This window comes from Herbiconiux aconitum, from assembly GCF_024979235.1.
GTDB lineage: Bacteria > Actinomycetota > Actinomycetes > Actinomycetales > Microbacteriaceae > Herbiconiux > Herbiconiux aconitum.
The window spans coordinates 314836-329412 of record NZ_JANLCM010000001.1; the positions used below are offsets into that span (position 1 = coordinate 314836).

Genomic DNA, 14577 nt, shown 5'->3' on the forward strand with positions numbered 1-14577 from the left:
TCACGGGGAACCGTTGGCTGTAATCTCATCCCATGAGCCCGGGGAGCGTCGTCGTAGAAGCGGACCGCCGCTCGCGCGTGGACCGCGCCGTCTTCCAGTCGCAACTGCTGCTCGCCGCAGCCCTCCTGCTCTTGGTCTGCGCCGCCTTCGTCTTCCAGCCCGGCTCGGTGCTCGACGTGCGGTTCTTCGGCGGTGTCGCCGTCGTGTTCGTGCTCACCGGCGCCGCCGCGATCGTGCCCTGGTCGACCCTTCCGCACTATTGGATCGCACTGCTGCCGATCATCGACATCTTCGCCATCGTCGCCGTGCGGCAGGGCAACTCGGTGCTCGGCGCCGGACTCCTGCTGGTGTTCCCGGTGATCTGGCTCGCCGGGTACTTCGGATTGCGGGGGGCCGTCACCAGCGTCGTCACCTCGTCGACGCTGCTCTGGCTCAGCGCCCTACTGAACGGAGAGCCGCTCACACTGAACAGCATTCCTGGGCTGCTTCTTCTCCCGGTGACGCTCACCTTCATCGCCACCACGACGCTCTTGACGTCGAGCAGAACCTCCGCTCAACGGGGTCTGCTGCGGCAGCAGGCCGACCTGCTCGAGGTGGCCCTCCGGCGAGCGCGGCGGCAGGAACAGACGCTCGACGAAGTGCTGAACGCGGTGACCTTCGGCGTGGTGGCCTTCGGCAAAGACGGCGTCGAGTCGATCGTGAACCGGGCCCACCGCAACTTCCAGACCCAGTTCGGCCAGCCGGAGTCGAGCGTCGAACCTCCCGTGCTCTACAAACCCGATCGCACCACCCCCTACCTCCCCGAGGAACGGCCCTTCCGACGCGCGACCGGGGGTGAGCGCTTCGACGACGTCGTGGTGTGGCTCGGCGAGCCCGGCGAGCACCGCGTCGCCCTCTCGGTGAGCTCCCGTCCGCTCACCGCGCCCGACGGCGAACTCGACGGCGGCGTGATGGTCTCCCGCGATGTCACGGCCGAGATCAACGCGATCCAGGCCCGCGACGACCTCGTCGCATCCGTCTCGCACGAATTGCGCACGCCGCTCACCTCGATTCTCGGCTACCTCGAACTGGCGCTCGACGACGAGGGCCTCGATGCCTCCACCCGCTCGATGCTCGAGGTGGCCTCCTCGAACGCCGACCGGCTGCTCGCCCTGGTCGCCGATCTGCTCACCGCGGCGAGCGAGAAGGATCAGCAGATCGTGATGTCGTTCAACCAGTGCGATCTGGCCGAGATCGCGGTGCAGTCGATCGAGGCGCAGCGCCTCAGCGCCTCCGATCGCGGCATCTCGATCGAGAACTCCATCGCCGAGCCGGTGCTGCTCGAAGCCGACGGGTTCCGGCTGCGTCAGGTGATGGACAACCTCATCTCGAACGCCATCAAGTACAACCGCGAGAACGGACACGTCTCGGTCAGCACCCGCAGCTCCGCGAGCCATGTCGACCTCATCGTGAGCGACACGGGCATCGGCCTGAGCGACCTGGAGCAGACCAAGCTGTTCGACCGCTACTTCCGAGCCGAGGGTGTGCGTCAGTCGACGATCCACGGTTCCGGGCTCGGGCTCACCATCAGCCGCGACATCGTGCGCCGGCACGGCGGAGACCTGGTGGTCACGAGCGCTCTCGGCGTGGGCACGAGCTTCACCGCCTCCATCCCCCGCGCACGCTAAACTCCGACTCACAGAACGTTTCGATCGAGGGGGGTCTCGGCGCATGGCACTCGACCAGACCACTCTGCTCATCCTCAGCGGCCTCGTGATCATCCTCTGCGGAGTCTCCTTCATCGTGAACACCGCGATGCGCCGCAACGACGCCTCGGGCCGGTTGTGGAGCATCTCCTTCATCGCGGGCATGCTGACGGCGCTCTCCTTCTTGGTGTGGAGCGTGTCGCCCCTCCTCTGGTGGGTGCTCGCCATCGGCAACACCGCCTACGTCATCTCCATCGGCGCCATCTGGTCGGGTGCGCGGGTGTTCAACGGTCGTAAGTCGTTCATCGGGCTGGCGCTCGCGGGTGGCGGCGTCGTCGCCCTCCTCACCGCCCTCGAAGGGCCGAACGGCGGCATCTGGACGGGCTCGACCGGGCTGTTCATCGGCATCGCCGTGTTCGCGGGGCTCGGCGGGGCCGAGACGATCCGCTCCCGGATGCGCCGCAACCTCAACGCGCGCATCCTCAGCTTCTGCCTGTGGTTCGTCTTCGGTTTCTACGTGCTGCGCAGCTCGATCTTCGTGACCCTCGGGCCCGAGAGTGCCATCTTCGCCACCTACTTCGGGTCGGAGATCACCACGGTCATCACGATCGTGCTGGTGCTGCTCGGCGCCATCTCGATGTCGATCCTGCAGGCTGAGCGCTCCGGCGCCCGCGCCCTCGGCGACGTCACGGTGGGGGTGCACTCCGTGGTGGGCGTGCTCTCCGCCACCTCCTTCATGCAGCAGTGGGCGGATTGGGTGGAACGCGCGTCGTTCAACGGCGACCGACTCGCGATGATCGCCATGGACGTCGACAACCTGCCGCAGATGAACACGGCGTTCGGCCGCACCTTCGGCGACGCCGCCATCCGATCGGTCGCGCAGATCGTGCGGCACTACGCCCCGACGACATCGCTGCTCGGGCACACCGGTGCAGGGCGATTCGTGATCGTGGTGGTGACGTCGAACGCGAACGAGGCGGAACGACTCGCCATCCGCCTGCAGACCGCCCTGGTCGACGAGCCGATCGACCCGCAGCAGTCTCTCCGGGCCACCGCGAGTTTCGGCGTGGTCGACACCGACGGTTTCGGCTACAGCCTCCCGGCCCTCCGCCGGGCGCTCGACGACGCGACGCTCGCGGCCCGCGACGAGGGTGGCAACCGCATCGTGGTGGGGCGCGCCCTCCCGGCGAGCTAGCTGCCTCGGGCGCCGTGCTTCGCGCGGCGTCCTCGGGCGTCGCCGGTCCTTGCCCGGCGCCGCGCGACATGTTCGCGTGAGGTCGCTAGCGCGGCCTCGCACTCACCCTGGGTCGTCGAGCGCGGCCCGCGGCTTGCGATCGCGTTGGCACTACTCGGGCTGTGCGATCGCGATCGTCAGTTGGTCGACTGCGGTCTGCTTCGCGTAGTCGTTCGAGGTGGGGGCGGTCTGCTGCAGGATCTCGTAGGTGAAGGCGAGCGTGATCGACGTGGCCGCCGGGTCGAGCGCCGGAAGGATGAAGGTCTGCGTGTAGCTGTAGGGCGCCTTGATGTAGTAGCCCTGCGGCAGCGAGGACTGGTCGCTGATGGCGGCCGGCGCCGGCAGCTGACCGGTGAGGCCCGAGACCGCAGGCGTCACCGTCACGCGCGAAAGGTAGAAGCTCTGCCCGTCGTCAGTGCCCAAGGAGCCCTTGAGGGTGAACGTGATGGGCTTGTTCGCCCCCGCGGTCCACTCGTCCATGCTGAGCGTCGAGTAGTAGTCGACCGTGAGCGAGATGTCCCCCGCCTTCAACTGGTGCTGGGCCGAGCCACTGGCCAACTCGTTCACGATGGGAGTGATGGTGGCAGTGGGCGTGGGCGTCGCCGTCTTCGTGGGCGTAGGTGAGGCGGTGCTGAAGCCCGGCTGGTCCCAGGGGGCCGTTCCGCATCCGCTCAACCCGGCGACGAGCGCCGTGGCCAGCACCGTCGCGGTGCTGAGAACGGCCGTTCTCCGGCCCCGTGCCCCCTGTTTGCGCGCCATCGGACCGCCCCTTCCCTCGACTTGAGCCAATCTTAAGGTGATCTTGACGAGACCCTGGCTCATTGGCGCCGGGAACGCTGGGGGTCGTCTTCCAGACTGAGGGCATGGCAGAGATCAGCAACCCGTACGTCACGGACCGCACCGACATCGGCGCCGTCCAGGACGACCTCGCAAACGACTTCATCGAGTCGGTCGAGGCGCTCCCCACGTACCGCCCCACGATCGGGTGCATCATCCCGGCGTACAACGAGGCCGAGTCCATCGGCGCCGTGCTCGAATCCCTCCTCGGCCAGACCCGCCTCCCCGATGTCATCCACGTGGTGGTGAACAACACCACCGACGACACCGTGAAGATCGCCGCGCAGTACGCCGGCCCGCACCTCAAAGAGGTCGACGGCGTCGAGCAGTTCACCGAGGTCTACGTTCACGACATCGGCAAGAACAAGGACAAGAAGGTCGGCGCCCTCAACTACGGCTTCCAGCTCGTCGAAGGCTGCGACTTCCTGCTCGGCGTCGACGGCGACACCACGGCGGCTCCGGATGCGGTCGAGCGCCTGGCCGAGGAGATCACCTCCGACAGCCGCATCGGCGGCATCTCGGCGATCTTCTCCATCGACGACCAGCCCATCAAGGGTTTCATCGCGAAGTTCCTCATCACGGGCCAGCGCTTCCAGTTCGCCGCCTTCAACATGCAGAACATGCTGAAGGGCCGCAACATGGCGGTGCTCGGCGGCCAGTTCTCGATCTTCAGCACCAAGGCCCTCCGCCAGATCATGGTCGAGAACCACCAGGACACCCCCTGGGTGAAAGACTCCGAGGTCGAGGACTCGCTGCTGTCGCTGCAGATCAAGAGCGCCGGCTACCTCACCAAGATCTCCGCCCATTCGCGAGCGGATGTCGGTGGCATGACCACCCTGCGCGGCCTCGACGCCCAGCAGGTCAAGTGGAACTTCGGCGCCATCGAGCTCATGTGGCCGGGGCAGCGCGGCGACACCAAGGGGCAGCCGTTCCACCCGAACCTGCGCCTGCGCTGGCTCGAGAACCTCTCGATGCTCACCAACCTCGTCACCCGCGTGCTCTTCGTGCTGCTGCTCATGGGTTCGCTCTCCATCAGCGCCTTCGTCTTCTCGCCGATCTGGCTCGTGCCGCCGGTGGTCGCCATCCTGCTGAACCTGCGCACTGCGCTCTCGATGCAGAACCGCAACGGGCGCGACTTGGTGTTCGCCCTGTTCCTCTTCCCCGCCGAGATCTACATGTGGGTGCGGCTCGGTCACTTCCTGCGGGCCTGGACCAAGTTCCTCAGCCGCAAGCAGACCGACAACTGGGCCGCCCAGGCCAAGGCCGAGCGCGGCCGCGGCAACGGCTACCTCGTGCCGCTGGTCATCCTCGTGCTCGTCGTCGCCGTGATGGTGCTCGCCTGGTTCCAGCTCGACCCGTTCGTTCAGTCGACCATCCTCTGGATCGGCTGGCCTGTGCTCGGCGTCATCACCATTCTTCAGACACTCAGCATGGTGGCGAAGGTTCTGCGCCGTTACCGGGGGTACAAGGTTTGACCCCATCGCGATACGTCGAACCGGACGTGACACTCGCACTCCTCAACTCCATCGGAGACGAGAGCAGCGGCCGGTTCGTGCTCGACTTCATCAACCTCTGGGAGACCCGATCCCAGAGGTTGATGAACGCGCTCAGCAGCCACGACTTCGACGAAGCCGATGTCGTGCTGCTGAGCATCCGGAGCAGCAGCACCATGCTCGGCGCATGGCCCCTCGAGGCCATCGCCGGCATGGTGCATGCTGCTGTCAAGAAGGCCGATCTGTCCGCGAGCCTGAATCACCTGCCGCGACTGCGCGAGGTCGGCGACGCGACGTGTCAGGAGCTCCGCGCCGTGCTGGACCGGCCGGGGCCGTCGCATCCGATCAGCGGAGACGGCCGAGCCTCATGAGCTCAGTCGTCTTCGGAAGCAGCCAGTCGGTAGCCGACGCCGCGCACGGTCTCGATCCAGCGCGGCGTCGTGATGCTGTCGGCGAGCTTGCGCCGCAGGTTCGCCATGTGCACCTCGATGGCTCGCTTGTCGGCCTCGCTCACGAAGTGGGCGGTGACGTAGCTCTCGCCCCGCAAGAGCAACGCCAGGTCGGCCTTGCTGCGCACGCGACGCTTCGACTCCATCAGGGCGGTGAGCAGGTCGAACTCGCTTCGCGTGAGCTCGACGGGACCGCCGTCTTTCTTCTCGGCGAGACGCATCTCCGAGTTCACGCAGAGTCCGTTGTGCTCGAGCCAGCCGTCGTCGGGGTCGAACGATTTCGGGGCGGCGGGCTCCGCCGGGGCCGGGGGCGCGGCCGGAGCCGGGGCTGCGGCTGCCGGAACGGCGGCGGCGGTGTCGGCAACCCCCGCGGCATGGGCTCCGTGCGCCGGGGCGTAGGCGGGCGCGACGGGCTGGGCCGCGGTCGTGAGGGGAACGGGCGCGGGCTGCGCGACCGCAACCGGTCCGTCGTGCGCGAGAACCTGGCGCGGGCGGCGCATCATCGCCTCGATGCGGGCGCGCAGCTCGCGCGGGCGGAACGGCTTCGTGAGGTAGTCGTCGGCGCCGGCCTCGAGGCCCTGAAGCGTGTCGATCTCCTCGTCGCGCGCCGTGAGCATCACGAGGTAGGTGTTGCTGAACGCACGGATGCGCTTGGCCGCCTCGAAACCGTCGATGCCGGGCATGCTCACGTCGAGCGTCGTGACGGTGGGGTCGTAGGCGCGCACGGCTTGAACGCCGTCGAGTCCGTTGCCGGTCGCCACCACTTCGAAGCCCGCCTGAGTCAGAACCGTCTCGAGCAGGTGGCGGATGTCAGCATCGTCTTCGATGATCACCGCGACGCGTCTTTCCGCATGAGAGTCCATTGCGATGATCGTACCAACGGATGGGCCCCGAATTGAGTGTTTCAGCGGGCGATGCGGCCCGCGTCGCGATCGTCAGCAAAGACGCCCTCTTCACCGGCGGACTCCGGCATTGGCTCGGCTCGAACGATCCGCAGCTCGCCGTCGTGCTCACCGCCACCAGCTGGGGCGACCTGCTGCACGACCCCGCGTTCCCCACCGATCTCGTGGTGCTGGATGCGGCGTCGAGCAAACGCAACTCGGTCGAGTCCCGGGTGCGCACGTTGCGCGCATCCGGAACCGCGGTGCTCGTGATGACGACCGCCGCAGCCGGCGACGACCCTCAGCGCGCTGTGTCGGCCGGCGCGTTCTGCGTGCTCGACAAGAGCGTGCCGCTCGGGCTGATCGACGAGATGGCGCGCGGCGCGGTCGGGTTGCCCATCACGCCCTTGCGGTCGTAATGCATGATTTCAGCACGACCGATGGCCTATAGGGCATCGGTCGCTCTGAAATCGTGCATTACGCCGCCCCGTCTCACCAGCCGGCGTTCGTCGCCAGCTCGAGTGCCCCCGCGTTCCACCATTCCCCCGCGGCCGGGCCGCCGTTGCAGGTGCCGTCGCTCTCGCCGGGCGGCTTCACCCAGAGATTCGCATCCTGCGCGCTGCCCGAGGGGCTGACCGCGGGCTCGGCGCCGAGCGCCCGCCCAGACGGGTTGCACCACTGCCCGTCGGAGCCGTTGCCGTTGCGCGAGGTGTCGATCACGTAGTGGGCGCCCCCGGTGAGCGCCGAGATCTGATCCGCATACGCCTGCTCGACGTCGGTGGCGTTGTAGTTCGAGACGTTGGTGGAGAAGCCGCGTGCTCGGGAGACCCCGGCGCGGTTCAGCAGGTCGGCCATGTCGGCAGCCGGCCCCCAGTTGGAGTGCCCGGCATCGAGGTAGACCGTGAGGCCGGTTCCCGCCAGGGAGTCGACCGCGGCACCGATCTCGGCCAGCCGCTCGTCGACGTTTCCGCACTCGTCGGCCAGGGCCAGCGCATCCGGTTCCAGGATGACGACGGCCGGGCCGCCGGAGAGCGCATCCGCGATCTCCTGCACCCACACCGGGTACTGCTCGGCCGAGAGGCCACCGCTCGAGAGGTTGCCGCAGTCGCGGTTCGGCACGCCGTAGACCGAGAAGACGGGGGTCTGGCCGAGCTTCTGCGCCGCTTCCGCGATGCCGGAGACGTAGCCCCCGATCTCGCCCACCGGATGCTTCTCCGGAGTCAGCCAGATCGCCGTCGGCACCGCCGCGATGCGGGTGAAGGTGGCCGCATCCGCGTCGTCGTCCGAGCCCGCCGCCGCATCCGCCGCCGTCTGCGCCTTCGAGCCCGGATCGACGAAGAATGAACTGCCCGCGAACGGGTTGTCGCCGGCCACGCCGCCCTGGGCGTAGATCGCCCCGACCCCGGCCACCATCGTGGCGAGCACACCGGCGATCGCGACGATCGCCACCCCCAGGCCGACGCGCGGCAGAACGTTGCTCAAGAAGGGTCCTCCCCCGGTCGGACTCGTCCCACTCTAACCCCGCGCGGCCGCACGGGACCCGCTCACCCGACGCGTATCCCCGAACCCGTGACCGGCGTCGCCCGGGTGACGGTGCCCGCGGGGCCGTAGGCCTTCAGCCGCGACATGGTCTGCGCGAAGGGCACGGGCCGGCCGTAGAAGAAGCCTTGCGCGTGACGCACGCCGATGCCCACCAGCACGTCGACCGCATCCTGGGTCTCGATCCCCTCCACCACAGTGGAGTAGTCGAACGCGTCGCCGAAGCCCTGCAGCGCACGCACCACCTCGCGCTGGCGGGTGTCGTCGAGGTTGTCGACGAGCGAACGGTCGATCTTCAGGATGTCCATCGGGATGCGCACCAGAGCGCCGACGCTCGACGCCTCCGACCCGTAGTCGTCGAGCGCGATCAGCATGCCGAGCTGCCGGAAATGCTCCGCCTGCGCCCGCAGGTCGTCGTCGATGTCTTTCGTGGAACGCTCGTTGAGCTCGAGGCAGAGCGAGACATCCGGATACCGCGGCACGATGTCTTTGAGAAAGGCGCCGACATGCTCGTCGCGGATCTGCTCGACCTCGAGGTTGATGGTCATCACCGAGATGCCCGGCACGATCTTGCGGAACTCCCGCGCCGCCTTGAGCGAGGCCTCGATCACCTGCTTCGTGAGCAGGTCCATGCGGCCGAGACCCTTCGCCTTCTCGATGAGGGAGGAGGTGGAGATGCGGCCGAGCTCCGGATGCGTGTAACGCACGAGCGACTCAAACGCCCAGATCTTGTCTTCGAGCGTGTTCACGATGGGCTGGTAGACCACGTTCAGGGTGCCGTCGTCGATCGCCTTCGCCACGATCTCGTTGATGCGGCTCGAACGGTGCGGCGAGATGCCGATGCTCGACTCGAACGACGGACCGCCCTGCCGGCGGGACTTCTTGATGGCGAGCATCGAGTGATCGGCGTCGACCACGATCGACTGCGGATCGGTCTCCTGGTGCCCCGAATAGGCGAGGCCCACGCTCACCAGGGGGCGGTACTCCCGGCCGCCCAGCATGGCGGGCGCACCGATGTTCGCCACGATGTGGTCGGCCACCGCCTTCGCCTCGGCGAGCGACTGCAGCTTCGTGAGCACCACCACGAACTCGTCGCCGCCGACCCGGGCCACGAAGTCGTGCGGGCGCACGCTGGCGCGGAGGCGGGTCGCCACGGTGGAGAGCACTTCGTCGCCGATGTGGTGGCCCTCGGTGTCGTTCAAGCGCTTGAACTGGTCGAGGTCGATGAAGAGCACCGCGATTCCGGATGCGTAACTGCGGTCTTCATTCAACCGCGACAGCGATCGCTGGAAGGCGTTGTAGTTCGGCAGCCCGGTGAGCGAATCGCGGTCGACGCGGTCGAGCAGGGTGTCGTAGGCGCCGCGCACCCGGGCGGTCTCGGAGGCGATGTGGCCGATCGCATCCAGGGCCAGCTCATCGTCGGGAGTGAACGGCGCACCACCGTTCTTGCGGCTCGCCACCAGATATTCGGTGGGTTCGACGGCGTCTTCCTGATGCTCCTCGGTGACCTCGTCGTCGGGCGCCATCGACTCCGGCGTGAGCTGCGGGTCGGTGGCGTTGATCGGCGAGAAACGAGCGCCGATCTCGTTGCGGCCGGGCGGGCGGCGGCGCACGTCGAACTCCGCGGCGTCGATCGCCCGACGGGCGAACTCGACCATCGTCTCCTTCGGGTCTTGCTGCACATCCCAGGGCAGGGCCCGCGCGGCATCCACCACTCCGCTCAACCGTCGTTCGCTGTCGCGGGTCTGCCGGCGCTTCGCCGCGCCGTAGAACAGCAGAGCGACCACGAGCAAGGGGATGGTCTCGCGCGCGAGACGCAGTTCGTCTGCCGAGCCGTCGACCACTCCGAGCAGGCCCGTCGAGGAGACGTAGACGGCGATCGCCACCCCGGAGCACATGGCCAGCACGCCCAGCAGACGCCAGGGGCTGAGGGCCGAGAGGCCGAAGGTGTGCTCGATGCTCCAGCGGCCGCGTTCGCGCAGGAACTCGAGGCCGAGCACGATGAGCATGTAGGCGAGCACGCTCAGCACCAGTGCGAGCGGGGCCCACCAGCCCAGGCCGATCAGCAAGCGCGACAAGGCGACGAACCCGATGCCGCCGATGGCGGCGACCCCTGTCCACTGCGCCGCCATCCACAGCGCTCGCGTGGTGACCACCCGCGAGATGAAGTAGGCGATCGACCAGAGGCCCACCTCGAGCACCGGATTCGGACCCGTCGTGCCCACCACCAGCAGAGCGCCGGCGACACCGAACGGAGGCAGGCCGGTGACTCGGCCGATCGGCATCTGGTAGACCGCGGTGACGCCGACGCTCAAGAGGAACACGAGGCAGGTGATCCAACTCATCGGGGGCGATGACAAGCCCGCGACCACCCCGGCGGCTGCGGTCGCCACCGCGACCACGACGAGCAGGTAGGAGACCACGGCGGAGGCAGCCGTGCGGGTCTCAGGCTGCTCTGACATGCCGTGAGTTTATCCGCTGATCGGCGTTTTCCGGGCTCTCTCGTGTGCGGCGATCACGACCTCGGGCGAAGCGGCCCGGATCGCCTCCGCGATGACCTCGGCGGCGAGATCGTCGTAACGACGGAAGCGCACGCAACTCTTGCCCATGTCGAGCTTCTTGCCCGTGCCCGCCCACGCGTCGCGGAAGGAACTCTCACCCGCCTCACCGAGCTGCACGCAGTTGAGGTAAAGGGAGGTGTAGTTCTTCTGGGCGGCCAGGGCGACCACGGCGAGCGGATGCCCGTTGTAGGTCTGCGGGTAGTCGGCCAGCGGAATCACCCAGGCGGGCATCCCGTACTCGATCGCCCGCTCGTAGCCGGCCGGCAGGGCGCTCTCGACGAGCGCCACGACCTGGCCGATGAGGGCGGCGCGATCGGGGGCGAGCGCCGAGACGTAGTCGGCGAACTCGGGCGGCACGGCGGTGGGCGGGGTGGACGAGCTGGGGTGCGGGGCGGGCGCGGGGCTGGACTGCGGGGTGGGCGCCGGGCTGGGCTGCGGGGCGGGCGCGGGGGTGGGCTGCGGGGTCATGCGACCAGGGTAACGCCGTGCCGGGCGTGCGTCTCTGAGCAGTTCGGGCTCAGAGGCCCAGCCGGTCGAGGGCGGCGTCCATGCGGCGCGCGATCTCGGCGTACCCATCGTCGTTCGGGTGCAAGCCGTCGGCGGCCATCCATTCGGGGTGCCCCTCGATCCAGCGCGAGGCACCCGGGAGGTAATCGGCGTCGATGACGGCGGCGTTCTCCTGCACACGGTCGATGATCCACCGCACCGAATCGGGCCGCTCGTCGCTGTACCAGAACGGCTCCACCACGATGATGCGGGCCGATGGCAACTCCGCGCGGAGGGTGCGCAAGTCGATACGGATGGCGTTCTCGATCGCCTCGTCGCGCACGGGCATCGAGAAGTTGTCGTTCAGTCCCATCGTCACGAACACGAGATCGGGCCTCTCGGCCACGATCGTGGGGATCGCGTCGCTCTCGAGGTAGTCGGGCGGAGTGCTCGCGCGATTGTTCACGAAGCCGAGGCCGTTGACGCTCGGGTTGAACTCCGTCCATCCGCGCTCGACGGAGATCAAGGTCGACCAGCGTTTCGACGGGTGGGAGGCACCGGTGCCGAGCGTGTAGGAGTCGCCGTAGAACGCGGCGACGGGCGCGTCGGGGTCGATCGGGCCCTGAGCAGTCTCCGACGTGGTCGTGGCCACCGCCGACAGACCGACCATCGTGCCGATCAGGGCCGCGCATCCGAAAACAGCCGCGCTGAAAGCGGCGATGCGGCGGGTCGGGGCGTGCATACCCTCTATTCGGCACCACCCCGGCCCCGGATTGCCAGATGCAGTGGACTTCCAAAGGAAACGGCAACCGCCCCCGAATACGGAGGCGGTTGCCGTTTGGCTTGGAGAAGTCCGGCGCTAGACCGTCACGGGAACCGACGCGTCGGCCGCGATGAGCTCGGCGATCTGCACCGCGTTCAACGCGGCACCCTTGCGGAGGTTGTCGTTGCTGATGAAGAGCGCGAGACCGCGCTTGCCGGGCACCGACTGGTCTTGACGGATGCGGCCCACGTAGCTCGGGTCGTTACCGGCGGCCTGGAGCGGCGTGGGAACATCCGACAGCTCCACACCGGGCGCCGACGCCAGAAGCTCCTTGGCCCGTTCGGGCGTGATGTCGTTGGCGAACTCGGCGTTGATGGCGAGCGAGTGGCCGGTGAAGACGGGCACGCGAACGCAGGTGCCGGCCACGAGCAGCTCGGGGAGTTCGAGGATCTTGCGGCTCTCGTTGCGGAGCTTCTTCTCTTCGTCGGTCTCGCCTTCGCCGTCGTCGACGATCGACCCGGCGAGCGGGATGACGTCGAAGGCGATAGGGCGCACGTACTTCACCGGCGCGGGGAACTCGACCGCGCGGCCGTCGTGCACCAGGTCGAGGAGACCGGGCTGCTCGATGGCGGCGCGGGTCTGGCTCGCGAGCTCCTCGGCGCCGGCGAGACCGGAGCCGGAGACCGCCTGGTAGGTGTTGACGATGAGGCGCTCGAGGCCGGCCTCGGCGTGCAGCACCTTCAGCACGGGCATGGCCGCCATCGTGGTGCAGTTCGGGTTCGCGATGATGCCCTTGCGTGCATCCGCGATCGCATGCGGGTTGACCTCGGAGACGACGAGGGGAACATCCGGGTCCATACGCCAGGCGCTGGAGTTGTCGATCACCAGCACACCGGCCGCTGCGAAGCGCGGGGCCTGGGCGCGACTGCCGGTGGCACCGGCCGAGAACAGGGCGATGTCGAGGCCGCTCGGGTCGGCGGTCTCGACGTCTTCGACCACGATGTCCTCACCCTTGAAGGGCAGCACCGTGCCGGCGGAGCGGGCGGTGGCGAAGAAGCGGATGCTCGCGATGGGGAAGTCGCGCTCCTCGAGGAGGCGGCGCATGACCTTGCCGACCTGGCCGGTTGCGCCTACGACGCCGACGTTGAGTGCCTTGCTCACGGTGTTTCCTTCGTTCATACGATTCACAACTCCTCGCGAGCCGCCAATATTCGCCCTTTGGCTGAGATTTTAGGGCGGATTTTGGCGGGTGGTGAGGAGGTGACGGGGGGTGGAGAGCGTGTGGAGGGATTGTGGAGGGCGTGTGGTGGGGTCAGCGACCGGTGCCGGCGTGCACGACGGCCTCTTCGTCGGAGTCGAGGCCGAAGGCTGTGTGCACCACGCGCAGCGCGTCGTTGATGGTGTCGGCGCGGGTGACCACCGAGATCCGGATCTCGCTCGTGGAGATCATCTCGATGTTGATCCCGGCCTCGAACAAGGCCGTGAACAGCTTGGCCGAGACCCCGGCGTTGGTGCGCATGCCGGCGCCGACGAGGGCGAGCTTGCCGATCTGGTCGTCGTACTGCAGGCCCAGGAAGCCGACCTCATCCTGCTCGGCGCGAAGAGCCGTCAGGACACCCTGGCCCTCGCTCTTCGGCAGGGTGAACGAGATGTCGGTGAGGCCGGTGCTGGCCGCGGACACGTTCTGCACGATCATGTCGATGTTCGCGCCGGTCTTGGCCACGATCGTGAAGATCTGCGCCGCCTTGCCCGGGATGTCGGGAACGCCGACGACGGTGATCTTGGCCTCGGAGAGGTCGGTGGCGACCCCCGCGATCATGGGCTCTTCCACAGCACCCTCACTTCCGCTCTCGATGGATTCGTTGTGGCCGGCGGTCTCGTCGTCGGTCGGGTTGTAGACGATCGTGCCCTCGTTGTTGTTGAAGCTCGAGCGCACGTGGAGGGTGACGCCGTGCCGTCGCGCGTACTCGACGGCACGGATGTACAACACCTTCGCACCGTTGGCCGCGAGCTCGAGCATCTCTTCGCTGGTGATGCGATCGATCTTGGATGCCTTCGGCACGACCCGGGGGTCGGCGGTGAAGATGCCGTCGACATCCGTGTAGATCTCGCAGATGTCGGCGTCGAGCGCTGCTGCGAGGGCGACGGCCGTGGTGTCGGAGCCGCCGCGACCGAGGGTGGTGATGTCTTTGGTGTCGCGGTTGAAGCCCTGGAACCCGGCGACGATCACGATCGCGCCCTCGTCGAGCGCCTCGCGCAGCCGCACCGGGGTGACGTCGACGATGCGGGCGGCGCCGTGGCGCGCATCCGTGATCATGCCGGCCTGGCTCCCGGTGAAGGAGCGGGCGTCGTGACCGAGGCTCTCGATGGCCATCGCGAGCAGCGCCATCGAGATGCGCTCGCCGGCGGAGAGCAGCATGTCCATCTCGCGGGGGGCCGGGATGGGGGCCACCTCGTGCGCGAGATCGAGCAGTTCATCGGTGGTGTCGCCCATGGCGGACACGGCGACCACGACCTCGTTGCCGGCCTTGCGCGTCTCGACGATGCGCTTCGCCACCCGCTTGATGCTCTCTGCGTCGGCGACGGAGGATCCGCCGTACTTCTGCACGATCAAGCTCACGTAGGACTCCTGCTGGCGCTGCGCTGGTT

At 67.9% G+C, this 14577-nt stretch carries 13 protein-coding genes; 5 read left to right on the forward strand and 8 right to left on the reverse strand.

The window, feature by feature from the left end:
* The first annotated feature begins 32 nt into the window (after positions 1-32).
* Both N1027_RS01430 and N1027_RS01435 read left to right on the forward strand, forming a co-directional pair.
* Entirely contained in the window at positions 33-1667 is a 1635-nt protein-coding gene (locus N1027_RS01430; RefSeq protein ID WP_259504317.1) for a sensor histidine kinase, read from the forward strand.
* Between the two features lie 43 nt (positions 1668-1710).
* Complete coding sequence (locus tag N1027_RS01435) at positions 1711-2880, forward strand: GGDEF domain-containing protein (RefSeq protein ID WP_259504320.1); 1170 nt, start codon at positions 1711-1713, stop codon at positions 2878-2880.
* A 150-nt stretch (positions 2881-3030) separates the two neighbouring features.
* On the opposite strand, the gene N1027_RS01440 is transcribed toward N1027_RS01435, so the two are convergent.
* Positions 3031-3678, reverse strand: coding sequence for a hypothetical protein (locus N1027_RS01440; protein ID WP_259504321.1), 648 nt, complete (start codon positions 3676-3678; stop codon positions 3031-3033).
* A gap of 104 nt (positions 3679-3782) precedes the next feature.
* Between N1027_RS01440 and N1027_RS01445 the strand changes: the two genes are divergently transcribed.
* Both N1027_RS01445 and N1027_RS01450 read left to right on the forward strand, forming a co-directional pair.
* Positions 3783-5231 carry a glycosyltransferase family 2 protein gene (locus tag N1027_RS01445; protein WP_259504322.1) on the forward strand — a complete coding sequence of 483 codons (1449 nt, stop codon included), beginning with the start codon at positions 3783-3785 and terminating at the stop codon, positions 5229-5231.
* Between the two features lie 26 nt (positions 5232-5257).
* Positions 5258-5620, forward strand: coding sequence for a hypothetical protein (locus tag N1027_RS01450; protein ID WP_259504324.1), 363 nt, complete (start codon positions 5258-5260; stop codon positions 5618-5620).
* 2 nt (positions 5621-5622) lie between these two features.
* Here N1027_RS01450 and N1027_RS01455 read toward each other — a convergent pair whose 3' ends face one another.
* Positions 5623-6561: a response regulator transcription factor gene (locus N1027_RS01455; protein ID WP_259504326.1), complete on the reverse strand. Its 939-nt coding sequence runs from the start codon at positions 6559-6561 to the stop codon at positions 5623-5625.
* A 32-nt stretch (positions 6562-6593) separates the two neighbouring features.
* Here N1027_RS01455 and N1027_RS01460 point away from each other — a divergent pair, with 32 nt between their 5' ends.
* On the forward strand, positions 6594-6998 hold the full coding sequence (locus N1027_RS01460; RefSeq protein WP_259504329.1) for a response regulator: 405 nt from the start codon (positions 6594-6596) through the stop codon (positions 6996-6998).
* Positions 6999-7071: 73 nt separating this feature from the next.
* On the opposite strand, the gene N1027_RS01465 is transcribed toward N1027_RS01460, so the two are convergent.
* The 6 genes from N1027_RS01465 to N1027_RS01490 all read right to left on the reverse strand — a co-directional run bounded on the left by N1027_RS01465 (position 7072) and on the right by N1027_RS01490 (position 14548).
* Complete coding sequence (locus tag N1027_RS01465) at positions 7072-8061, reverse strand: glycoside hydrolase family 6 protein (RefSeq protein ID WP_259504331.1); 990 nt, start codon at positions 8059-8061, stop codon at positions 7072-7074.
* Between the two features lie 62 nt (positions 8062-8123).
* Positions 8124-10580 (reverse strand): putative bifunctional diguanylate cyclase/phosphodiesterase, encoded by a 2457-nt coding sequence (locus N1027_RS01470; RefSeq protein WP_259504333.1) that lies wholly within the window; start codon positions 10578-10580, stop codon positions 8124-8126.
* Between the two features lie 9 nt (positions 10581-10589).
* Positions 10590-11147 (reverse strand): DUF1801 domain-containing protein, encoded by a 558-nt coding sequence (locus N1027_RS01475; RefSeq protein WP_259504335.1) that lies wholly within the window; start codon positions 11145-11147, stop codon positions 10590-10592.
* A gap of 49 nt (positions 11148-11196) precedes the next feature.
* The gene (locus N1027_RS01480) at positions 11197-11907 is read right to left on the reverse strand and encodes an SGNH/GDSL hydrolase family protein (protein WP_259504338.1); all 711 of its coding nucleotides are present in this window, start codon (positions 11905-11907) and stop codon (positions 11197-11199) included.
* Between the two features lie 117 nt (positions 11908-12024).
* Positions 12025-13089 carry an aspartate-semialdehyde dehydrogenase gene (locus tag N1027_RS01485; protein ID WP_259504340.1) on the reverse strand — a complete coding sequence of 355 codons (1065 nt, stop codon included), beginning with the start codon at positions 13087-13089 and terminating at the stop codon, positions 12025-12027.
* Between the two features lie 151 nt (positions 13090-13240).
* Entirely contained in the window at positions 13241-14548 is a 1308-nt protein-coding gene (locus N1027_RS01490) for an aspartate kinase (RefSeq protein WP_259504342.1), read from the reverse strand.
* Positions 14549-14577: the final 29 nt, after the last annotated feature.